This window comes from Bdellovibrionales bacterium, assembly GCA_018266295.1.
Lineage (GTDB): Bacteria > Bdellovibrionota > Bdellovibrionia > Bdellovibrionales > Bdellovibrionaceae > JACMRP01.
Map to the genome: position 1 here is coordinate 877,392 of JAFEAQ010000011.1, position 21,236 is coordinate 898,627.

Annotated in this window: 18 protein-coding genes; 3 read left to right on the plus strand and 15 right to left on the minus strand. The window is 47.3% G+C overall.

The window, feature by feature from the left end:
- The 11 genes from JSU04_13030 to JSU04_13080 form a co-directional block, all read right to left on the minus strand.
- Positions 1-918: a tetratricopeptide repeat protein gene (locus tag JSU04_13030; GenBank protein ID MBS1971225.1), complete on the minus strand. Its 918-nt coding sequence runs from the start codon at positions 916-918 to the stop codon at positions 1-3.
- Positions 915-4,139, minus strand: coding sequence for a tetratricopeptide repeat protein (locus tag JSU04_13035; protein MBS1971226.1), 3,225 nt, complete (start codon positions 4,137-4,139; stop codon positions 915-917). Before JSU04_13035 ends, JSU04_13030 begins: the two co-directional genes overlap by 4 nt.
- Positions 4,140-4,190: 51 nt before the next feature.
- A complete protein-coding gene (locus JSU04_13040; GenBank protein MBS1971227.1) occupies positions 4,191-5,780 on the minus strand; it encodes a tetratricopeptide repeat protein in 1,590 nt (529 codons plus the stop codon).
- Positions 5,777-6,613, minus strand: coding sequence for an outer membrane beta-barrel domain-containing protein (locus JSU04_13045; GenBank protein ID MBS1971228.1), 837 nt, complete (start codon positions 6,611-6,613; stop codon positions 5,777-5,779). Before JSU04_13045 ends, JSU04_13040 begins: the two co-directional genes overlap by 4 nt.
- An 11-nt stretch (positions 6,614-6,624) precedes the next feature.
- Positions 6,625-7,395 carry an outer membrane beta-barrel domain-containing protein gene (locus tag JSU04_13050; GenBank protein ID MBS1971229.1) on the minus strand — a complete coding sequence of 257 codons (771 nt, stop codon included), beginning with the start codon at positions 7,393-7,395 and terminating at the stop codon, positions 6,625-6,627.
- Positions 7,396-7,908, minus strand: coding sequence for an HAD hydrolase family protein (locus tag JSU04_13055; protein MBS1971230.1), 513 nt, complete (start codon positions 7,906-7,908; stop codon positions 7,396-7,398).
- Positions 7,909-7,984: 76 nt separating this feature from the next.
- A complete protein-coding gene (locus JSU04_13060) occupies positions 7,985-8,968 on the minus strand; it encodes a KpsF/GutQ family sugar-phosphate isomerase (GenBank protein ID MBS1971231.1) in 984 nt (327 codons plus the stop codon).
- Entirely contained in the window at positions 8,968-10,629 is a 1,662-nt protein-coding gene (locus tag JSU04_13065) for a CTP synthase (GenBank protein ID MBS1971232.1), read from the minus strand. Before JSU04_13065 ends, JSU04_13060 begins: the two co-directional genes overlap by 1 nt.
- Entirely contained in the window at positions 10,629-11,366 is a 738-nt protein-coding gene (gene kdsB / locus JSU04_13070; protein MBS1971233.1) for a 3-deoxy-manno-octulosonate cytidylyltransferase, read from the minus strand. Before kdsB ends, JSU04_13065 begins: the two co-directional genes overlap by 1 nt.
- Complete coding sequence (ysxC, locus tag JSU04_13075; GenBank protein ID MBS1971234.1) at positions 11,363-11,941, minus strand: ribosome biogenesis GTP-binding protein YsxC; 579 nt, start codon at positions 11,939-11,941, stop codon at positions 11,363-11,365. The genes kdsB and ysxC overlap by 4 nt, the downstream gene beginning before the upstream one ends.
- Before the next feature lie 17 nt (positions 11,942-11,958).
- Positions 11,959-13,368, minus strand: coding sequence for an NAD(P)H-hydrate dehydratase (locus tag JSU04_13080; protein ID MBS1971235.1), 1,410 nt, complete (start codon positions 13,366-13,368; stop codon positions 11,959-11,961).
- A gap of 164 nt (positions 13,369-13,532) precedes the next feature.
- On the opposite strand from JSU04_13080, the gene JSU04_13085 reads away from it, so the two are divergent.
- Complete coding sequence (locus JSU04_13085) at positions 13,533-14,561, plus strand: sigma-54-dependent Fis family transcriptional regulator (protein ID MBS1971236.1); 1,029 nt, start codon at positions 13,533-13,535, stop codon at positions 14,559-14,561.
- Here the strand turns inward: JSU04_13085 and JSU04_13090 are convergent.
- On the minus strand, positions 14,558-15,508 hold the full coding sequence (locus tag JSU04_13090) for a flagellar basal body-associated FliL family protein (protein ID MBS1971237.1): 951 nt from the start codon (positions 15,506-15,508) through the stop codon (positions 14,558-14,560). The two genes, JSU04_13085 and JSU04_13090, sit on opposite strands and share 4 nt — an antisense overlap.
- Positions 15,509-15,615: 107 nt before the next feature.
- On the opposite strand from JSU04_13090, the gene JSU04_13095 reads away from it, so the two are divergent.
- Both JSU04_13095 and JSU04_13100 read left to right on the plus strand, forming a co-directional pair.
- The gene (locus JSU04_13095) at positions 15,616-16,263 is read left to right on the plus strand and encodes a hypothetical protein (protein MBS1971238.1); all 648 of its coding nucleotides are present in this window, start codon (positions 15,616-15,618) and stop codon (positions 16,261-16,263) included.
- A 397-nt stretch (positions 16,264-16,660) separates the two neighbouring features.
- A complete protein-coding gene (locus tag JSU04_13100) occupies positions 16,661-17,638 on the plus strand; it encodes an HNH endonuclease (protein MBS1971239.1) in 978 nt (325 codons plus the stop codon).
- A 148-nt stretch (positions 17,639-17,786) separates the two neighbouring features.
- Here JSU04_13100 and polA read toward each other — a convergent pair whose 3' ends face one another.
- From polA to JSU04_13115, 3 genes are all read right to left on the minus strand, one after another.
- Positions 17,787-20,438, minus strand: a complete 2,652-nt coding sequence (gene polA, locus JSU04_13105; protein MBS1971240.1) for a DNA polymerase I — start codon at positions 20,436-20,438, stop codon at positions 17,787-17,789.
- A 28-nt stretch (positions 20,439-20,466) separates the two neighbouring features.
- A complete protein-coding gene (locus JSU04_13110) occupies positions 20,467-20,775 on the minus strand; it encodes a helix-turn-helix transcriptional regulator (GenBank protein ID MBS1971241.1) in 309 nt (102 codons plus the stop codon).
- A 109-nt stretch (positions 20,776-20,884) separates the two neighbouring features.
- Positions 20,885-21,190, minus strand: coding sequence for a septum formation initiator family protein (locus tag JSU04_13115; protein MBS1971242.1), 306 nt, complete (start codon positions 21,188-21,190; stop codon positions 20,885-20,887).
- Positions 21,191-21,236: the final 46 nt, after the last annotated feature.

Here is a 21,236-nt window from a genome sequence, read left to right on the forward strand (position 1 = left end):
CTATTTTAAACCAGCTTTTGCTTTGTTTTCCAAAGCAATTATGCGGTTACGGGACTCTGAAGGAGGACCTACGAACTTAAGTCTGTTCAGAGCGTCCATGCCCTCTTTGTACTTGTTCATGTGATCTATAAGAAGAATAGCATAATTCAAGAGCAACTCTCGATTATTATTTTGTTCCTTCATCGCCGCTTGGTAGATCGAGCTTGCCTCGTCGAACTTTCCGACAGCTGTCAAAGCCACAGCGTAGTTGTTCATAGTTTTAGCATCACGGACACCACCGTTATAAGCGACTGAAAGAACAGAGGCCGCTTTGTTGTAGTCCTTCTCCGCGACGTAAATCGAGCCCGCGTTCGCAGCGGCGATACTGTCGTTAGAGTTGATATCTAAAGCCTTACGGAAAGCCATGATTGCATCACGTGGCTCATTATTAGCCAAGTGTACTAAACCCATATTGCTGTAGGCTTCACCGGCATTTGGATTCGCTGCGATTGCCTTGTTCAACAAATACTTCGTGGCATCGATCTTACCTTTTTTGAAGTAGTACATTGCCATCGCGTTGATTGCTTTCACATCATTCGGATTTTGCGTTAAAAGCTGACCGGCAACTCTAAAGATCTGCTCGTCATTTTGACTCTTAATTGCGTCAACCAAAGCACCTTGGCTAACAGCTTGGCCTTGAGCCGCTGTCGTTGGCGGGGCTGCTTTTGCAGACTGAGCAAAATTTTGAGAAGCTTTAGCCGGAGCCGCCGCCGCACCGCTATCGTCACCCATATCAAAGCTGCCAGAAGAGCCAGATCCGCCACTACCGGAAGCGACAGGGCTATAGCCTTCTTCACCGCCATCTTTTTGTTTTGGCGAAGATCCGCAGGCTGCCAGCAAACCACTTATTGCTAAAGTTAGGACAATCTTTTTCATCATTGTGCCATCCAGTTAATAATTCTTACGTCAGAAGCCTGTTCACCGTTGTTGTAGTACGCACCCGGTTGCAGTCTTGAATATTGGTCCATCGCAATATGGTAACCATCGTTATAAACCTGAAGTTCCCAGCCGCGATCGACAGCAAGCTTAAAGCTCTCTTTCGCCTTTTGTACGAACGGCGAAGACATCTGCTCAACACCCGCTTTATATTGCTTCGTCTCTTCAGCATTCAAACCGGATGGAACAGGTACGGCCATGATAGCTTCGTACATGTGCAAGTTCGACTCACCCAAGAGTGACAATGAGCTGACGATCTCTTCAGCCGCATCGTACTTGATCACATCAGCAAGTTCTTTATTGAGCTTACCGAGCAATGCGATCTTCTTATCCAGAGTTTCCTTTTGCTTTGCTGGATTTGCAGAAATACGAGCTTGCTTGTATTCAGCAAATGTTTTCAAAGCGTCTGCGAACTTCAACTTAGCAGCCCATTGAGCGCCCAGTTTCTTTTCGCCGCCAAGACGTCTTTGAACCGCGATCGTCTTATTAGCCCAAGCTTCAGATTCAGAGATTTGGCGCTTACGCTTCATCATGTCTGAAATCCAATAGTGAGCCTCGATCACTTTCTCTGGGTTTGCAGCGCCAGAGCTCAAGTAATCTTTGTATTTATCAATTGCGATGCTTAAGTGGTTTGCCTTACGGTGCATTGTCGCCACCGAGTAAAGAGCATCACTGGTCTCACTCTTTCTCTTAGCCATCTTGATGAACTCTTCATAAGAATGAATAGCTGCATCGTTCTTACCCAAGGCTTCGTTTAAGAGAGCCGTATTGTAAATAAAGTTAGGAGCCAATGGATCTTTTGGATTCTCGGTCGCAGCTTGTTTGTACAATCTTGCTGCTTCTTCAAAGTTTCCAGTGTCCTGATAAAGTTTCGCGAGCAATCGACGTACTTTCGGTTTATTAGACTCCATTTTAGGATCGCCGGACTTCAAAACTTGGTTGTACATCGCGATCGCTGCCGGAATCATACCTGCACGCTCATAGTTGACGCCGGCATTGAAGATCGCCGTTGTTGCCAACTCAGAACGTGGGTTGGTCTTCGCAAAAGTTTCGAAAGCTTGAGCGGATTCACCGTACTTCTTCTCAACCTCGAGATCCTGACCTTTTTTGAAGCTTGCTTTCTCCATCACGTTTTTGATGTCGGCGCCCACTTTAGAGCTAGCGATCGACTGAACCGCGAGGAGCTCCGCACCGGCTTTCTCGAGACCCGCGTAGTCTTTACGCAAGTTGTAGGTATCGAGCAAAAGATTGGCAGAGTATTCCGCGTACTTCGTCTTTGGATAGATCTGAACGATTTCGCGGAAAACTTTCGTCGATTCATCGAACTGATTGTGCATGTAGTACAAGCGGCCGATACGGAACTTGATCTCTGGAGCCTTTTCAGACTTAGGGAACTTCGTAATGTACCATTGGCTGGCTTTAATGAAGCGCTCTACCTTAGGATCCAACGGTTGTGGTTCCAAAGTATTTGCGACACGTTTTTGCAACTCAGCATCGGAAGGAACCGATTTTTCAAGAGCCAAGATCAAATTGGCGGCCGCTTTATCAGCAAACTTGCTCTGAGGCGAGTTATCAACGAGCCACTTATACTGTACTGCAGCTTCGTCATAACGTTTCATATCGTAGAGCAACTCACCAAAGTAGAAGTGCATATCTGCACCCTGCGGAGAAGCACCGAATTCTTCGAGATAGAATCCGTAACCTTCATACGCGGCCTTCATAGGGCCCGCTGCGTGAGAGTTCTGCGCAGTCTGATGTTGTTGCAAAACATAGTTACGCAAAGTTGTTTCGCGCATTTTGAAAGAGTTATCGATCAGCTCTTTATTGGCTTTATTCGCTTCGTACCAAGGACTATTAGGTGCGAAGTTCTTAATCCAGATGTAGAGCTCTTCACGGAACTTCGGAGAGTTCTTCGCGTAGAAGTAGTTCTGAACAATCTGATATTGCCAGTCGAAAGCTTTTGGACTGTCCGGACGCTCGCCGATCAACATCTTAAAGACGTCGCGGGCATCATCTTTACCACCCTTGTCAGAGTAGTAGTACGCGAGCTTTTCAAGATAAGGAACAATATCAGCGTCGCCCAAGAGTCCGCGGAAATATGCCGTCGCATCAGACGCAGGTCTTGCTTCGGCGTAGAAGATCACGATGTCACGAAGTGCTTCTTGCTCAAGACGGTTTTTGTTAACCGCGCGACGGCTTTGAGAACTTGCTTCTTGCTCGTATTTCGCAGACTTGATGATGTACTCGAGATAAGACAACGATTGTTGCGTTTTACCCAAACGGAATAAACACCATGCACCTTTGTACAACGCGAACGTGTTCAAGCGGTGCTTCTTGTCTTTGATTACGTAAGTATATTCTTTGTAAGCATCCGCCCATTTCTCGTTCTCGAAGTGGTATTCACCCAGCGAGAAATGCGACTCGCCCACGAAGGGGCTATTCGGGAATTGCTTATTTAAGCGCTGATAATACTCAGCACCTTTATGCGTATCGCCCATTTCGAAATAATTGTAACCAAGGAAGAACAACGCTTGGTCCATCTTTTCGTCTTTAGGGAAGTCACGCTCGAACCACTCATACAATTGAATTGCACGACGATTGAAGTCTTTTGCTTCAGCTGTGTTCAAAACAGGTTTGATTTTAGTTTTGCCGGCTTTGAAATCAGCCAACTGCTGATCGTACGCATCTTGTTTACGCGCATCAACGATACCCGCTTTTTCTACGTACAACTCAGCCAAACGAAGCCACAATTCACCGCGGTTCGGGCTGTTTTTAAATCTTTGAGTTAACTTATAAAGCTCTTGGATCTGCTGATCCAAAACACGCTCGTACTCAGCCTTTGTACCACCGCCACGGCTTTGCAAGATCTCGGATGAACGAGGTGGCTTGACCGCTTCAAGGTTGTGAGTGTTTTGGCTTGGTTTAAAGCTATAACCGAACTCAGGAAGTGCCGTATCACCCTTTTGCATTTGTACGTTCGCACCACGGCTCTCAGTACTGATCTGATTCAGCAACTGACCGACGGTTTTCTTGCCGGCCGCTTGCGAAGCTGAAGCAGCGGCAGGGGCCACTCGGCGAGTCGTTGTCGTTTGTACGACTTTCTTCTTTTTCTTATTATTGGTACTAGTCTGTGCAAGCGCACCCTGAGCGGCACCCAGGGTCATGCTAAGAACTAAGGACGAAATAACAAGTCGGTTCTTTTTATTCATCATAAATTACTCGCAACTTTGTTTACCTAAATAATGGTAGTTTCCGATTTCATCCAACCAGTACTCACCCTGGAATGGGTAGTATTCATAGCCGTTCTGCACGTAGAAAGTACGGTCGATTTTGTCGTCAATTTGTTCTGCTGGAAGGTCCTTACCCGCCAACTTCATTTTCAAGCCTTCTTTTTTACCGTTGATCATCTCGTAACGGATGAAGCCGGCTTGTTCGTACAAGTCACGCAACTCAACACGCATGTTCAGCATGTGAGCCTTCGCCATATCGCCCACTGCGAGTTTAGCGTTGCGTTGACGGTTATTAACAACTTTCAAAGCGTATTGGCCAACCGGAGTATTTCTGAAACCAGGGTTCGCATCAATTTTCGCCTTTTCATCATTCAGACGCTTGATGTAGTAGAGGGAACGTTTCACGTTACCTTCTTCAGAGATGCTCTTAATCACGTTGTAAGGGAGTCTCAAAGGCACGTTCTTGTCGGTTTTCTTTATCTGTTGGCCTTTTTCGATTTCCACATAGTATTCCATCGCATCTGTATTGGCGCGGATAAAATCACCAATCTTCGCACGAACCGGACCATACGTGTTCTCAAACAGACTTAAGACCTTTTCCATCTCGTCGTATTTGCAGATGTACAAATAAACAATTGAGCGAAGGAGCAAGGACTCAGGAATGTAGAAGTCATCATAGTAGCTTGAATGCAATGACTGGAAGTTACTAAGCACGGAACGGAAGCGAGCCGCACGCAACATAGCCCATGAAGATTCAAACAAAGCATCATGCCACAAGAAGTGGTCACGAGGGACCTGTGCATAGGCCTCGATCGCGCCATCCCAATCTTGCTTTTGATACAAAGCACGAGCGATTGCGATTTGCGCAGCAACGCGGTTGGTATCCGTTACCGGCGCATTGTCACGAGAAGCGAGCAAAGCCTGGAAGGTTTGAAGAGCCATATCAACTTGATTACCTTCAAGCTCCGCCAAACCACGTTGGAATAGAGCTTGATTGTAGTAACGACTGCCAGAGCTTACTTTCGAGAACAACTCAGCGGCTTTCGCGAACTCACGGGATTTCATTTTGATCTCACCGATACGGAAGTACAACATGTCACGGCTGCCCGCTGGGAAGTCATTCAAGTCCACTTTCGAAACTGCGTAATTCAACAAAGTATCATCGCCGAGGTTATCGGCCACAATTGAAAGCTTCTCGATCGCGTTCTTCACATAGCGGCTGTTACCCATACGGATGACATCCACGAACTGGAAGGCCGCAACTTGATTCAGCTTCATTTCCATCAACATCAAACCAAGTACGTACTTGAGTTGTGGACGTTCTGCTTGAAGCTCCGAGCGGCGAGCCAGCTGGAACAAAGCATTTGAAGCCGCTTCATACTGCCCGCCTTTTGCGAGAGCCAAAGCTTGATTCACTTGCTGACGAAGCGGCGAGTTCTTCGCTTGCGGGGCTGCCACCACTGAAGGAGATCCGCCACGACGCTGCTGAGGAGCCGCACGTCTGACTGGCTGGGCTGCGTAAGCTGCTGGAGCCAAAATACCTACTGCTAAGATAGTTGTGATAAATTTTCTCATCGGTAAGTAGCCTCCGGATAGAAGAAACTCATGCCCACAGTCAGAAGCAAATCGCTAAAGCTTTGTGTTGTTCCGTCTGTAGATTTCGCTGAATAGTTCATCATGCTAAAGTCCCAGTTCACAGAGAAGCGCTTAGAAAGAGCGAAGTTCTCGCCCGTTCCAACGTGAATCGTGAAGCCGCTGCCGCCTGTGCTGACAGATGTATTACCGCCGCCGAAGGTGAAGTAATGCTCAAAAGGAACGATCTTCTTATTTTGCCAAGTCATCTTGCCGTAGAACGGAGTGTACTTCGCATCAAGGCCGATATAATTTTTCGGGAAACCGAAGCTGTCGGCGCTGACGGCGTTGTTATCATGGAGTTCTTGAGCAGACTGTCTTTGAGAACTTGTCATTGTTGTGTAAGTTCCCTCAACACCCCAAGCTTCCGTCAGGTAGTATGCCGCTTTCAAAGACACACCCGCCGTCAAGAACCAAGGATTGTTCGTGATCGTCGTGAATGCGCCTGTGAACTGGAAACGACCTGTTTTAGGCAAGAAACGTTTTTGGATTACCGAGATCTCGCTGAACGGCTGCAACTTCGTCAAACCCGAGAAGTCCGTCAGCTTGTTGTTCTGCTGAGCTTCCGCGCGATCTTCAGCGGCATCCATTTTTTGAGTTTGCGCGCCCGGAGCGTAACTCGGTTGGGCTTTCGGAGCTGTTTTATCCAACTCCATCTCGATTACGTTCAAATCGTCACCGATCCCTGCGCCGCCGCCATCTTGCGCCCATGCGGAGTGACTTGCCAGGAGGCCCATCATTGCTGTCATGAAAAGTGTTTTAAAGTGCATCTTCATCGGCTCCATCCTTAAAACATGTAAGCAAGACCAATATCTAAATTGGTCGTGTAAGTGATACGTTCAGCAAACTGATCATATGGAGGTGCTTTTTTGCCGCCCGGATTGTTCGGATTCAAAGTGTACTGAGCACTGTCTTGATAGAACGGGATCGGCGCATTGTTGATGAACATGCGAAGGTCCCAACGCAAGCTGAGCTGTCTTGTCAGATAAAACTTCTGACCGAGACCCGCTGCAACCCCTGGATAAGTTTTGTTCTGATATTTTACAAACCCAGCAGAAGCCGAACCGAACGTGCTCAAGTTGAACACGATGCTCTTACTCAAACTCATTTTGCCGTAGAAAGCTTTGAAGTTGTAGTCAGCCATGAAAGTCGACTGAGGAGCTGGCGCACGAGTGAAATCAAGATGAATGTTACCGCCGGAAGATCCCGGAACGTCTTTCAACTGCTCACCGTACTTGCTCAAACCCGAAGCGTTGCTTTCAAAGAGAACACCGATCGCATGCTCCTCAGACCAGTGATAGTAACCGGCAAAGCCGAATTTGCTGACGTTGAAGATCGGCTCCGTCAAAGCATTACCGTAGTATGCGCCAATTTCAAAGTGGCCGGCAGTGTTGACGTTTCTGTTCTTCACGCTGACTGGTTTATCAAAAACCGGATAGACCGATTCCTGCGCGAGTTCTTCCGTTGGAAGCTCTACGACTTCAGCTGCAAAAGCGACTCTCTGTAAGAGAAAGGCCGCTAAGAATAGACTCAATCCTTTGAGTGCGTTCTTAATCATTTATGACCGTCCTGATGATGAAAAGGCTCCGTGTTTATAAATCAAATCACATACCTCGCGGACAGCTCCGTTGCCGCCAGGCCTTTTTGTTACGTAATCTGCTTCTTCAATAACTTCTTCTACGGCCTCTGGAACTGTCGCTCCGAAAGCCACCGCCTGAATCAGAGGAATGTCGAAAATGTCGTCGCCGACACAAGCCATTTCCTCTGGCTTCAAACCAGATTGTTTTTGCAAATCAATGAATGATGGGACTTTGTCTCCGGCACCTTCGTAGAAGTATTGGATGCCGAGATTCTTCACACGCTGACGAATATCTTCAGCTTTGCTGCCAGTGATCACTGCAAGTTTGTAGCCGGATTCAATAAGACGCTTGATACCGACACCATCACGAATAGAAAAAAATCTTTTCCATTCACCATTGGAGTCCATCCAAAGTCGACAATCTGTCAACACGCCGTCCACATCAAGGACGAGCATCTTAATGTTTTGCAAACTACTGAGTTTTGAAGCCATCTGTGTCATTGTGAAAAAAATTCAACAAGACGGCAAGGTTATCAATGACTTAACTCGACCTTCGTCACCCGGGTGTTTATCGAACTTTCGTTCTCAACAGGTCTTGGAAATTCAACATTCCGACTGGACGTTTTGGATGTTCGCTATTCTTATCAAAGACAAAAAGAATCTGAATGCGAAATTGCTCCATCAAGAAGAGCGCTTTTTCAGCAAGTTCGTTGGCATCAACTCCGCGCGGATTCGTTGTCATCAAGTCTTTCGCGGTTCCTGTGAATGGATCAGGACTTTTATCGAGGCGACGGCGAATATCACCGTCCGTGATCACACCAAGAAGATCGCCGTTGTTATCCAAGACCCCAGCAGTTCCGCGAACATTTCTATGAGTCATGATAGAAAATACTTCGCGCATTGGAGTGTCCAGCTGGACTAAAGGCAAGGCATCACCAGTGTGCATGACATCTTTCACTCTGGTCAAAAGTCTGTATCCCAGACTTCCGCCCGGATGATACTCAGCGAACTCTTCCGGAGAAAAACCTTTTTCATTCAAAACTGCCATTGCCATCGCGTCACCCATGGCAAGAGATGCAGTGCTACTTGCCGTCGGTGCAAGGTTCAAAGGACACGCTTCCGTTGACACTGACACATTCAAAACAACCTTCGCCGCTTTTGCCAAAGTCGAATTCACATTACCGGTAATCGCAATGACTGCGATATCCTTACGAAGGGCGAATGCCAATATAGGAGCAAGTTCTGGAGCCTCGCCACCATAACTCAAAGCTAAAATCACATCGCCATTTTGAATGATCCCAAGATCACCGTGAGCACTCTCTGCAGGGTGCAAAAAAACTGCGGGAGTTCCCGTCGAAGAAAAGGTGCTGGCGAGCTTGCGCGCGATCTGTCCGGACTTTCCCATACCCGTGACGATCAATTTACCTTCGCAGGCTTGAATCGTTTTAACAGCGGTTTCAAATCCGTCTTTCAAACGCTCTTTCAAAGCCAAAATAGCATTGGCTTCGATTTCCAAAACTTGCAGACCTTGCTCGATGATCTTAGAACTCATTATTCAGAACCTCTTTTTAACGCCGCTTTCACGAAATGAGTGAAGAGCGGATGCGGAGCCAACGGCTTCGACTTAAATTCAGGGTGGAATTGAACCCCAACAAACCAAGGATGATCCACCAACTCGACGATCTCAACCAGATTTCTCTCTTTGCAAATCCCGGTGGCATTCATACCCTTTTTCTCGAATAAAGCACGATATTTGTTATTGTACTCGTAACGATGGCGGTGGCGTTCATAAATCAGGGAACTTTTATACACATCATAGGCCGTACTGCCCTTTGCCAACGAGCATGAGAACGCCCCTAAGCGCATCGTTCCGCCCTTATTCACATTTCCACGCTGCTCAACCATGGTGTCGATCACATAATTACGAGTCTTATCGTCAGTAAAGAATTCGTGGCTTGTGGCATCCTGGATTCCGCACACGTTGCGCGCAAACTCGATCGACGCCAGCTGCATACCGAAGCAGATACCGAAGAATGGAACCTGTCTTTCGCGCGCAAACTTAATCGCCGAGATCTTGCCTTCAACTCCACGCGCGCCGAAGCCGCCTGGAACAAGCACGCCGTCAACATCACCCAAATATTGAACCACATTTTTATCTGTGATCTTTTCAGAGTCGACATACACAATGTTCACTTTGCAGTTATTGGCAATCCCCGCATGAACGATCGCCTCATTCAAAGACTTATACGATTCTTTCAAATCCACATACTTACCAACAACACCGATCGTGACGTTCTTCTTTGGATTTTGCAGAACTTTCACAATCTTCTTCCAACCGCTCAAATCAGGACGGGCTGAAGAGAGCTGCAGCTTTTCGACAATCAGCTGATCAAGACCTTCTGCATGCAAAGCCAGCGGAACTTCGTAGATAAATTTAGAATCTTGAGCGGCAATAACGTTTTGAGGCTCTACGCTGCAGAACAAACCGATTTTTTTCTTAAGTCCGTCATCAATCGGCTTTTCACTACGACAAACCAAGAAGTCAGGTTGCAAACCGATCATACGCAACTCTTTCACCGAGTGCTGAGTCGGCTTGCTTTTCAACTCACCGGCAGCGGCGATGTACGGAACGTAAGTGACGTGCACCAACACGGAATTATCTTCGCCGAGTTCACTGCGCATCTGTCTGATAGCTTCAAGGAACGGCTGACCTTCGATATCCCCGACAGTTCCGCCGATTTCGACGATAATAACTTCTGTACCTTGAGCGGCTTCTTGAGCACGGGCTTTGATTTCATCAGTAATATGCGGAATGACCTGCACAGTTCCACCGAGGTAATCACCACGGCGTTCGCGACTCAAAACCGTGTCGTAAATCTGACCGGTTGAAACGCTGTTTGAGCGTGACATCACCGCACTGGTAAAGCGTTCATAGTGACCCAAGTCCAAATCTGTCTCAGCACCGTCATCTGTTACATACACTTCACCGTGTTGTAGCGGAGACATGGTACCTGGATCCACATTCAAGTAAGGGTCAAATTTCATGATCGTTACGCGCACGCCGCGCGCTTCCAGCAAAGAGCCCAAGCTCGCCGCCGTCAAACCCTTACCGATAGAGGAAACCACACCACCTGTTACAAAAATGAACTTCTGTTGAAGTCTCTTTTTCGTCGACTTGGTCGTTGAAATCTTTTTTGTGGTTTTAACAGCCATTAGTTCCCCCTCATTATTTTTTCCAGTTTCGCCAGATCCTCTGGCGTATCCACTCCAAGGCTTGCTTCTTTGACACGTAAAACTTTGATTTTTGCACCGAGATAAAGCGCACGCAATTGCTCGAGACTTTCCGCCACTTCGATTTCCGCAGGCATTGCCTCACAGAAAGTTTTCAGGAATTTTTTAGTATAAGCATACATTCCGATATGCTTGAGACAACCCGTCAGCGCCGGAGCCTGAGCTCCCCTCACACGAGAATACGGAATCGCATAGCGGCTAAAATACAAAGCTTCGTCTTTATGATTTAAAACCACTTTCACGGCATTTGGTGATTCCAACTCTTCCAAAGAAATCGGATGAGCCAGTGTCGCCATATCCAATGTAGAATCTGTTTTAAACAGCCCCGCGAGTTTATCAATCAATTCACCGCTCACCAAAGGCTCATCACCTTGAATGTTCACGACGACATCGAAATCCAACGCTTTCGTGGCAGCATGAATACGATCTGAGCCTGACGGTAAATCTGAATCCGTCATCGCGACCTTACAACCAATCGCCTCGACCACCTTGCGGATATCGTCGTGATCAGTGGCAACGATAATGTCAGAGAGGAGTTTGCTTTTTCTCGCGCCTTCAACCACCCATTGGATCATGGGTTTTCCTTGAAGAAGAGCGAGTGGTTTTGCTGGGAATCGAGTCGAGGCGTAACGAGCAGGAATAACACCTATAAACTTCATTGATTCTTCACCCAGTTTTCGTAGAGATACTCTTCGACTTCCTCTTGGCCGATATTCTTCAGCGCCGAGGTCATAAACACGGCTTCAGTTCCCGCCGCTTTTTTCATTTTAGAAATCGCTTGATTGATTTCATTACGAGTGAGTTTATCCGATTTCGTCAGCACAACCGCCATCGGAAGACCGCGGGAATCGGTGTAAGCTTTCAAAAGCTCTTCGTCCTCGGTCCATTCACGGCGGGAATCCATCACGAGCACCAAGCCCGCAAGCTCTTCACGCATGCTGAGGTAGTTTTCAATCATCGTATGCCATTCGCGCATTTCGTCGCCCGAACGAGCCGCAAAACCATAACCCGGCATATCCACCAAAACATAGCTGTCACCACGGCTAAAGAAATTCAGCAAACGCGTTTTTCCAGGAGTATTACTGACTTTCGCAATTTTGCTTCTGGCAATGGCATTGAGGAAGGAACTCTTACCCGCATTGGATCTGCCAGCGATGGCGATCTCTTTTTTACCGGTTTTTGGGTAATCTTGGGGAAGAACAGCACTTTTGATGAATTTGACGGCTCCAGGCATGATCAGATCCTAGTCTATCAGCGTCCCTTTTTCAAACTTGTCAGACTCGCATCAATCAATTCTGGAAGATCTGAGGCCATTAAAGTGCGGCTGGAGTGACCTCGACGGAGCCAGTCATCAGCTATTCTGCCATGGAGATAGGCCCCGAGGACACCTGCTCGATCCGTAGGCAGGCCTTGAGCCATCAAAGAGCCTATAAAACCGCTTAAAACATCGCCGCTTCCGGCTTTGGCGAGCGCCACATTTCCTGAGCCGATAATGTATTTTCCAACCGCAGTCCCGAGAACCGTGCGAAAGCCTTTGAGCAAGACCATGCCGCCCAGCTGTTTTTGTGCGCTTGCAACCGCCTGCAATCGATCGGCTTCAAGCTCTTTTGCAGGAGTTCCCACAAAACGCGAGAGTTCCCCCGCATGCGGAGTCAGAATCCAGCCCTCCGGCAACAGGCCCAGAGGCTTTTGCGCAAGCACAGTGAGCGCGCCGGCATCCACCAGCACCTTGTCATGATGTTTATAGAGGTGCACGAGGATCTGCTCGGTCTGTTTGTTAACACCGAGGCCGGGCCCTACAACGACCGCTTTATATTTTTTCAAATCGCTCTTAAAAAAATCCGTCAGCGAAAGATTTAAGAAATCCGGACGTGCCTTCTGCCAGACGCTTTTGCTAGGTGAGCACAACGTCACATAGCCGCATCCCATGCGTGCCGCAGCCTCGCTGGTTAAAAGTGCCGCGCCCTCCATCCCTTGCGACCCTGCGATCACGAGCAGATGCCCGAAACTGGTTTTATTTGAAGTCAGTCTCCGCGATGGCAAAAGCTTCTTGGCACTGGCAGAACCGATCAAAAAAACACTCGAAGCTTTAGCTCGTAATAGCTCTGGCGGAAAGCCGATCTGAAGACTGCGAATACGCCCGCTCTGCGCCGGCCCCTCTTGCAAAAATAAACCCGGTTTTGCCGGCGCGACAGTCAAAGTCCATGCTGCCTTTACACACGCACCCAAAATAACACCGCGATTGGCATCAAGACCACTCGGAATATCCAAAGCAATCACCGTGCAATCGGCCTGATTGAGTTCTTCAATTTTCTTTGCCAGCTCGCCTTCAATCGGGCGATTCAGTCCCACACCAAAAAGGGCATCGACAATAATGTCGTAATCAGTTGTTTTCCATGCAGTTCCTTGAAGAACTTCGACGCGAAAATCCTTCTCACGCAAAAGATGCGCCATCACCCGGCCGTCCGCTCCGTTATTGCCAGGGCCACACCACACACCGATGCGCAAAACCCGTAGCCACCCTCGCTGTCGAAAAATATTTTCAAAAGCTCCGGCCAAGGCAGCCCCGGCCTTTTCAATCAGAAGAGACGAACTCAGTCCGTACTCGTCGGCGGCGGCTTTATCGATGCTGTAGATTTCTTCTCGGGTGGCGAGTCGCATACAGGTATCCTGCCTGAACTCGGAAATGATTCCAAATTCTAAATTTTAAGACGATGCGTTCTCGAAAATAAGAATCCCGTGTCCGGAGCGAGCTCAAATCAAAATTATCGCACTCTGCAATTGGTCCACTTTTTGGAAAAGCCTTTCCAAATCAAGGAGAACGTATGTTAGAAAACTCAACGATAACAAACCCACCCGACCAAGAGGAGCTTCCTCACAACAACTCACCGGATTTCTTTCCTTTGACCAGCCGCAATCCTTTATGGAATGCCGAGCTGCAAAGTCTGAAAAATGTCGCCCAAACCGATTTTCCGGTTCTCTTACTGGGACCTTCCGGAACCGGCAAAGATGTCTTAGCTCAGGCTCTTCATCAATGCTCTTCACGCCAGCACGCCGCCTTTGTCAGTGTCAACTGCAGCGCTCTGACAGAAACACTGATTGAAAGCGAGCTCTTCGGCCATGTGAAAGGAGCCTTCACCGGTGCTATTAATGACCGCAAAGGGGCTTTCGAAAGCGCCCGCTTCGGCACTCTGTTCTTAGATGAAATCGGCGACCTGCCTTTCAACTTACAGGCAAAGCTCCTCCGAGCGCTTGAGAACAATGAAATTCGTCCCGTCGGCAGTGATCGAATCGTGAATACAAATATTCGCGTGATTGCGGCGACCCATCAGAATCTGTCGCTCAAAATCAGCGACGGCACTTTCCGCTCAGATCTCTTCTTTCGCTTGAACGTCGTTTCTGTTTCAGTGCCGCAACTCAAAGATCGCTCTGAAGACTTTGAAGATTTACTGAACTGCTTTGCCAAGCAAATGCGTGTGCGCTTTTCTTTTGATGCGATTCAAAAACTGAAGATGCATTCTTGGCCTGGCAATGTTCGCGAGCTCAGAAACCTGGTCTCTCGCGCGGCGGCTGTCTTTCCACAACAGCAAATTGATCTTGATCGGGCCGCTAAACTTCTTAGAAGCTCTACGGTGCATACGCCTATGACTGAGGAATACGGTGCCTCACGACTTTCTGTCATTAAAGAAGTCGAAAAGCAGATCATTTTAAAAAAACTGCAGGAAAATAGAGGCAATCAAAGAAAGACCGCGATGGATCTAAAAATGCCGAAAAGCACTCTCAACGATCGCCTTCGTCAGTATAAAGTCGATCCAAAACTGTATAGGAATAAAGTGGATGAGATCTTTAACTAAGGTTTCAAAACCAGTTCTTTGATGAAAACACGGCGGATTTTCCCCTTCGTCAGATTCATATTCAGAGTCTGCCGTAGTTTTTCAGTCAACTGCTGCTTGCCTTCAGCCGAATCAAGATCGCTATAGCTCATCTCTTCCAAAGTTCTTTGAAAAAGATCGCGAATCTCGGTTTCGCGGTCTTTCACCTCGACAATGGCTTCTGGACTAAGACCTTCTAAAAAAAACTCCATGGCGGCCATGGGGTTCGGGCCCGATCCTTGCGAAGGCCGAATATTCACAATCATTTTTGGCAACGACATGATGTTTTGAATCGTGCGCGGAGAATCGTAGAAAGAATCCATCTCCGTTTCAGGATCATACTTGTAAGCTTGCGCCGACCACTCTTCGAGGCTCGCTATCAAGAACTCTTCGTCACCCGGTAAAACCCCGTGAGTTGCGCTTCGATAAACAAAGAACACCGTAAATCCGCAGGCGATGATCAAGCAAATGGCGACGATCTTTAACGGCCAAGTCAGGCTTTTAAAGCTTGTGATTTTTTGCTTAGAAATTTCAACAGTCGCTTTACCGCCGGATTTTAACCCCTGCACAGTTCGTGGCCCCAGTTCGCGAACGAAGGCCTGCGTGCGGGTGCGATACAAATACAAATTCGAGAAAAAATGATGCTGAAAATCCCAAAGCTTCGGTAGAAACGGCATGATCATTACAAGGAACTTGCGCAGCCCGATCGGGTGATGCCATGGATTTTCATCCGAAGGGATCAGCTGACCATTGTCGACGACATCCAAATCGATGCTGCCGTCGGAGGGCAATGACTTAACGCTTTTCAAGTCTTCGGCAAAATCCGGCGCCTCAGCCAAGATCATGCTTTCGAGTTGTTCTAAACTCAAATCGCCTTCTTGGTCTTCCGCCTGGTCCTTTGTCGGGCTTTGATCTGTCGGGTTAGCCATTTTTTTCCTTGTAGATACCTGACTATTGTAAGGAATGGAGGTTGCCACTCGCAAGAATATTCTAATCCAGCCCTACCACGGTTAAACTATCTAAGAGGAGAAATCTCATGAAGTCCTACTCTTTGCTGGTTATTTTGCCATTGGCCTTGGGCGCTTGCGCTCAATTTCAGAGATCCGTGAACAGCGGTTATGCGAACCGCACGCCTAAAGTGGTGACGACTTACAGTTCCACTCAGGTTTCTAGTGGCGGCACGGATTCAGAAACAACTCGAACGGCTTATGAAATGGGTTTTAATCCTTCAAATATGTCGGGCGAAGAAGCTCTGCAGGTTCAACAACGCCGGCAATTGCGCGAACTCGAAAAGACTCTCGATTCACGTCAGGCAAAAGAGCAGTACTCTAAAGTTCTGCCGTGGCTCAAAGACGACTCGGAAAAAATCGATTTGCTGAATATTCCGTCCCTCGAAGGACGCCAAGCATGGATTAATCGTAACAATATCTGGAGCCGTGCCCGCGTTCCGGCATCGCGGATGAAAGAGCTGATTGATTCACAAGATATCGCTGTGGGCATGCCGATGGAATATGTTCGCCGCGCTTGGGGCGACCCGATCGCCGTCGAAGTTTCAGGCAACCCGGTTTACAAAAACGAGCGCTGGAGATACCTGCGCAACGTCCCTGGCTCTGACGGCTTCCATCAGCAAAAGCGTTTGGTGTACTTCGAAGGTGGCCGCGTTGTCGGCTGGGATACAGAGTAACCGCGTCTGACTCCGCCATAGTATAATCTCTTCGCCTTCGCGTTGTTACCTCCGGCGCCGCTACTTTATGAAACCAGCCCATCACCTCCGGCGCCGATGGCGGTGATGCATTATTTTATAAACGAGAAATAATTCATTTGACAGGGTTTTGGGTGAGTTTTCATTCGATAAATTGCAGATGTAGTTAGACGATTTCTGAAGCCTGTATTGAACTCTATTTTCTCTATAAAAGGTTTTTACGCTTGTAGTGAGATCGGACTTGTCTAGTTTGCAATTTCCTCTATAAACGAGTTTTAGAGAGAAAAATCTCATCTATAAAACCCATGTTATCTTCCTTTACAAGAAGGCTTTTGTCGCAAGAAGCAAATAGCCTTTCTTATGAAAGGAAAGAAATATAATGAAACACATCAGCTACCAGATTGATGAAGATATTAAAAAGCTTTCAGATAAAAACCTCCTTGCACAAATAGACCTCTTAGCAAGTGAGCATCGTAAAAATTCAGTTTTGCTACTTCGGCATTTGCGTGAAGTGGAAGTGCGAAGACTCTTTGTTGATTTAGGCTTTTCCTCAATGCATAAGTACTGCGTTCAAAAGCTTAAATTCTCTGAAGGGGAAACTCAGCGACGGCTCACGTCTGCAAGACTTCTCACAGAGCTTCCTGAAATTGAAAACAAACTTGAATCGGGTGCTTTAAATGTTACGAATCTCTCTAAGATTCAGAGCTTTTTACGCCTGGAAAAAGCGGCCTCGCATCCGCTCACAAAAGAGCAGAAGCTTGAGATGATTTCAGAGCTTACGGATAAATCCACCCGCGAAGTTGAAAAGGAGCTTGTGGGGAGGTCCCATCAGCCAGCTCTTTTGACTGAGAATTTTCACGGACCTCAGGCCTCTAGTTTATTAGGAGAAGAGTTTCAAAAATTTGAAGTAAATTTATCTAAAGAGCATCAGGAACTGTTAGCGGAATTTAGAAATCTCTATGCCCATGAACTAAAAGATTCTAGCAATGGCTCAGTCTTAGTGTTCTTACTAGAAAAAGCGGTTCAGTATAAAAAGAAAAAACTCGGGCTCTTGGAAACTACGCCAAAAGACAAAACCAATGCTGCACCACCACCATCGGCGCCGAAGGTAGTGGCACAAAGAAAATACATCAAAGTCTCAATTAAAAAAGCGATTTGGCAAAGAGCCGAAGCTTGCTGTGAGTATCAGGATCCTCAAAGTCAAAAGCGTTGTCGGTCTAAGCAGGCTTTGGAATTAGATCATATTAATCCCGTGGCACTTGGTGGAAATGATGATCTAGGGAATCTGCAGCTGCTTTGCAGAGCGCATAACTCGCGTCGGGCGGTGAAGACGTTTGGGGTTAGCAACGTTCATTAAGTAATGACGGACAGAAGCACGTATCCCGTCCCCTCAAAGCTTTCCCGAAAATTTCAGTCCCTGCAAGGGGCCGAGGGCAGGAGGCCCGAGTTTTCGGGAAACACAGCCACGGAGGGCTGATCCGAACGGCAGACGAGGATAAAGCGCTTTAGTGCGCCTCGTCCCAATTATTGCCAATCGCGTAGTTCACTTTGAGCGGAACTTTCAACTGCATCACATTCTCCATGATCGTAACCAACGCAGAAACATTCTCCTGAAGAACAGACTCTGTTCCCTCAAAAATCAATTCATCATGTACTTGTAAAAGCATATCAACTGGCACATTCGCGCCAATGTCGATCATCGCTTTTTTCACAAGATCACTCGCCGTCCCCTGGATGGGCGCATTGATGGCAGCGCGCTCTCCGAACTTCTTAAGCATTGGGTTCTTCGAGTTCAGCTCTTCGATATAACGACGGCGTCCAAACAAAGTTTCAACGTAGCCGTTTTCATGCGCAAGCTTCACAGTGTTATTGATGTACTCACGCACTCCTGCAAACTTTGCGAAGTAACGCTCGATGATCTCTTTTGCTTCTTTATTCGGAATGCCGAGGTTTTCCGCCAAACCGAAAGCCCCTTGGCCGTATGCAATACCAAAGTTCACCGCTTTGGCACTTCGGCGCTGATCGCTTGTCACATTTTTGAGGTCAACGTTAAAAATCTCAGCCGCTGTTGCCGCATGGATGTCCAAATCTTCGCGGAACGCCTTTTGCAAGCCTGGATCATCCGAAATATGCGCCAAAATACGCAATTCAATTTGTGAATAGTCCATCGAAAGCAGCTTCTTACCTTTATCGGCAATAAAAGCCTGACGAACACGCTGACCGCGCTCAGTGCGAATTGGAATGTTCTGCAAATTCGGCTGTGTGCTTGAAAGGCGACCCGTCGTTGTCAGAGCTTGATTGAAGCTCGTATGCACACGTCCATCCGGCATCATGATTTCCGGTAATGCATCTACATAGGTCGATTTCAATTTCGAAAGCTCGCGCCATTGCAAAATCTTTTTTGCAATCGGATGCTCGATCTTTTCCAGCACCTCTTCACCGGTTGAATAACCGGTTTTAGTTTTCTTTCCCGATGGCAGACTCATTTTTTCAAACAGAATCACACCGAGCTGTTTCGGGCTACCGACATTGAAGGATTCACCAGCTAAATGATGAATCTCTTTCTCCAGGGCGGCGATTTCTTCTGTGAGTTCCGCCGATTGAATTTGCAAAGCTTCGACGTCGATACGAATGCCTTTGTTTTCCATACGCAAAAGCACGGGCACTAATGGCAACTCGAGCTCTTTTACGATTTTCTCGCCGCCAAAAAGTCCCAAGCGGTCTTGCAAGACATGCTGTAACTCGACGTGAGCTTTATAAAGCTGCGCAGGTGTTGCGAACTCAGGCAAAGCCGCGCCGATAAATTTCTTATAGATATCACCGAAGTCCGTGCTGTCACCGGCGCGCACAACGTACGCTGCCAACGAAGAATCCCATGCAACCTTCGGATGCTCTGCTTTAATTTGATGGAAGAATGTTTTCAGATCAAAACCGGACCACTGAATTTGTTTTGCATCCGTGCCAGGACCGAGCGTTTCATAACTGCCCTCGACAGCCCAAAGCTCAAGATCACGGCCGATGAATAAGCCGCGCTCATCCGCAAAACCCCACAGAGAATCTTTACTGTGAAGCTTCTCTAACAAAGCGTCCGCACTGATCGCAGTTTCTTTAAGATGAAGATACTTTTCAACCTTCTCCATGACTTCAGAGTTCAACGTAGAGATCTTGATCTCGCCTGGAACTTCAACTTCTTGGTTTTTCTTAGGATGAGCCACAGGCTCTTTCACCTCAACAGGCTCGCCCGTTGCAGCAGCACTGGGCTTATTGCCGTGAATGCTGTCGTGCAAGTTGCCGGAGCCACCATTATCACCGAGCAAAGTCTTTTCAAATGATTTGAAATTCAGCTCCTGTAAAAGCGCACGAAGATTGTCGGCTTGAATTTGCTTCAAGTGGTAGTCTTCAAAGTTGTCACTCAGAGGTACATCTGTCGCAATCGTCACGAGCTTCTTAGACAAGAATGCATTGTCTTTCGACTTGATCAACTTCTCACGGATGCCTTTGGGCTCGACCTTGTCGATATTTTCGTAGATGTCTTCAACCGACTCGAATTGTTGCAAAAGCTTTTGTGCGCCCTTCGGACCGATACCGTCCACACCAGGCACATTGTCCGAGGTATCACCCATAATCGCGAGATAATCGATGAACTTCTCTGGTGGAACTCCCCACTTTTCAAGAACGCCGGCCTCGTCGTACTTCACGTCTTTCATCGTATCAAATAGCACAACATGCTTTTGAATCAGCTGACCAAAATCTTTATCACCGCTGACAATCACCACTTCGTTGTGGTGTTTCAAACCAAGGTGAACAAGTGTTCCGATAATATCATCGGCCTCGTAGTCAGGAACTTCGAGGGCTGGAATCCCAAGATAGTCTGCGAGTTTTTTGATGTAAGGAATTTGCACGGCCAAATCATCGGGCATCGCTGTGCGATTGGCTTTGTATTCGGCATAAAGATTTTTACGGAAAGAAGGCTCTTTACGATCGTAAGTAAAAACCATGTAATCCGGTTTTTCCTCTTTAAAGAGCTTTGTCACCATCGACAAGAAACCGTAGACGGCGTTAACTGGAACTCCCGCTGGAGTTGTGAGTGGACGAATAGCGTAGTAAGCGCGAAAGAACATCGAGCTCACATCAACGAGGTAAATCTTCTTTTTCATGGATTTACCTATATTGGACTCTTAGAGGCTATTCAATATCTTCTTTGATTTCAGAGAATTCAATCTGACCAAGTGCTTTTTTATCGCACAGAGTTTCAGCAAGTGGTGAAGCATGAACTTCGTGGCTGCAAGCATCGGCTTGTTTTTCGATCAAAAATAATTCGCTAAGGAATTTCGCTGCTGGAGAACCCGAACCGTTTTCCCACAACTCTACTTCTGTTGAAGCACAAGAAAGACGACGAGCCAAATCCGCTTGGCTCCAGCCAAGACGGAGGCGAAGAGACTTAATCGCATCCTTGTTAAACGTGCTAGAAACGTCGGTTGTATTCGAAGCCATCTGTATAACCTCCCTGATTTCATTCAAAAAATCAGAAAATTTAGAGCTCACATCCTAGTTTTATAGGAGGTCTCTGGCACGTGACGCTGCAATAAAAATGCTGCAGCGCTTACTGCTCTGGGAATACGAAGACGAGGTCCTTTTCGCTCACAAGATCTAATTTATCGCGAGCTTGGCGTTCGATAAAGCTTGGGTCTTTCGCTTGCTTAAGCTGTCCATTGAGTTTTTCGATATCAGATTTTGTTCCGGTGATTTCAACCGTCAATCTTTCGAAATCTCGGTGCAGTCCCCACAAACGCCACAACAACCCATTCATCATCAACGTTGTCGCGAAAAAGACCATACAGACGACGGCGACTTTTCCAGGGTGATTCAGAAAACTGCGAAATGAGATAGCCATTTTACGAACAGACATACTTTAAAGGTACGCCCGCAAAACCCTGGAATCAACGCGCTGAAGG

What these genes read in the sequence shown, in the direction of transcription:
- JSU04_13030 (MBS1971225.1), bottom strand. Translation starts at nt 918, where the DNA reads ATGATGAAAAAGATTGTCCTAACTTTAGCAATAAGTGGTTTGCTGGCA.
- JSU04_13035 (MBS1971226.1), bottom strand. Translation starts at nt 4,139, where the DNA reads ATGACCCTGGGTGCCGCTCAGGGTGCGCTTGCACAGACTAGTACCAAT.
- JSU04_13040 (MBS1971227.1), bottom strand. Translation starts at nt 5,780, where the DNA reads ATGAGAAAATTTATCACAACTATCTTAGCAGTAGGTATTTTGGCTCCA.
- JSU04_13045 (MBS1971228.1), bottom strand. Translation starts at nt 6,613, where the DNA reads ATGAAGATGCACTTTAAAACACTTTTCATGACAGCAATGATGGGCCTC.
- JSU04_13050 (MBS1971229.1), bottom strand. Translation starts at nt 7,395, where the DNA reads ATGATTAAGAACGCACTCAAAGGATTGAGTCTATTCTTAGCGGCCTTT.
- JSU04_13055 (MBS1971230.1), bottom strand. Translation starts at nt 7,908, where the DNA reads ATGGCTTCAAAACTCAGTAGTTTGCAAAACATTAAGATGCTCGTCCTT.
- JSU04_13060 (MBS1971231.1), bottom strand. Translation starts at nt 8,968, where the DNA reads ATGAGTTCTAAGATCATCGAGCAAGGTCTGCAAGTTTTGGAAATCGAA.
- JSU04_13065 (MBS1971232.1), bottom strand. Translation starts at nt 10,629, where the DNA reads ATGGCTGTTAAAACCACAAAAAAGATTTCAACGACCAAGTCGACGAAA.
- kdsB (MBS1971233.1), bottom strand. Translation starts at nt 11,366, where the DNA reads ATGAAGTTTATAGGTGTTATTCCTGCTCGTTACGCCTCGACTCGATTC.
- ysxC (MBS1971234.1), bottom strand. Translation starts at nt 11,941, where the DNA reads ATGCCTGGAGCCGTCAAATTCATCAAAAGTGCTGTTCTTCCCCAAGAT.
- JSU04_13080 (MBS1971235.1), bottom strand. Translation starts at nt 13,368, where the DNA reads ATGCGACTCGCCACCCGAGAAGAAATCTACAGCATCGATAAAGCCGCC.
- JSU04_13085 (MBS1971236.1), top strand. Translation starts at nt 13,533, where the DNA reads ATGTTAGAAAACTCAACGATAACAAACCCACCCGACCAAGAGGAGCTT.
- JSU04_13090 (MBS1971237.1), bottom strand. Translation starts at nt 15,508, where the DNA reads ATGGCTAACCCGACAGATCAAAGCCCGACAAAGGACCAGGCGGAAGAC.
- JSU04_13095 (MBS1971238.1), top strand. Translation starts at nt 15,616, where the DNA reads ATGAAGTCCTACTCTTTGCTGGTTATTTTGCCATTGGCCTTGGGCGCT.
- JSU04_13100 (MBS1971239.1), top strand. Translation starts at nt 16,661, where the DNA reads ATGAAACACATCAGCTACCAGATTGATGAAGATATTAAAAAGCTTTCA.
- polA (MBS1971240.1), bottom strand. Translation starts at nt 20,438, where the DNA reads ATGAAAAAGAAGATTTACCTCGTTGATGTGAGCTCGATGTTCTTTCGC.
- JSU04_13110 (MBS1971241.1), bottom strand. Translation starts at nt 20,775, where the DNA reads ATGGCTTCGAATACAACCGACGTTTCTAGCACGTTTAACAAGGATGCG.
- JSU04_13115 (MBS1971242.1), bottom strand. Translation starts at nt 21,190, where the DNA reads ATGTCTGTTCGTAAAATGGCTATCTCATTTCGCAGTTTTCTGAATCAC.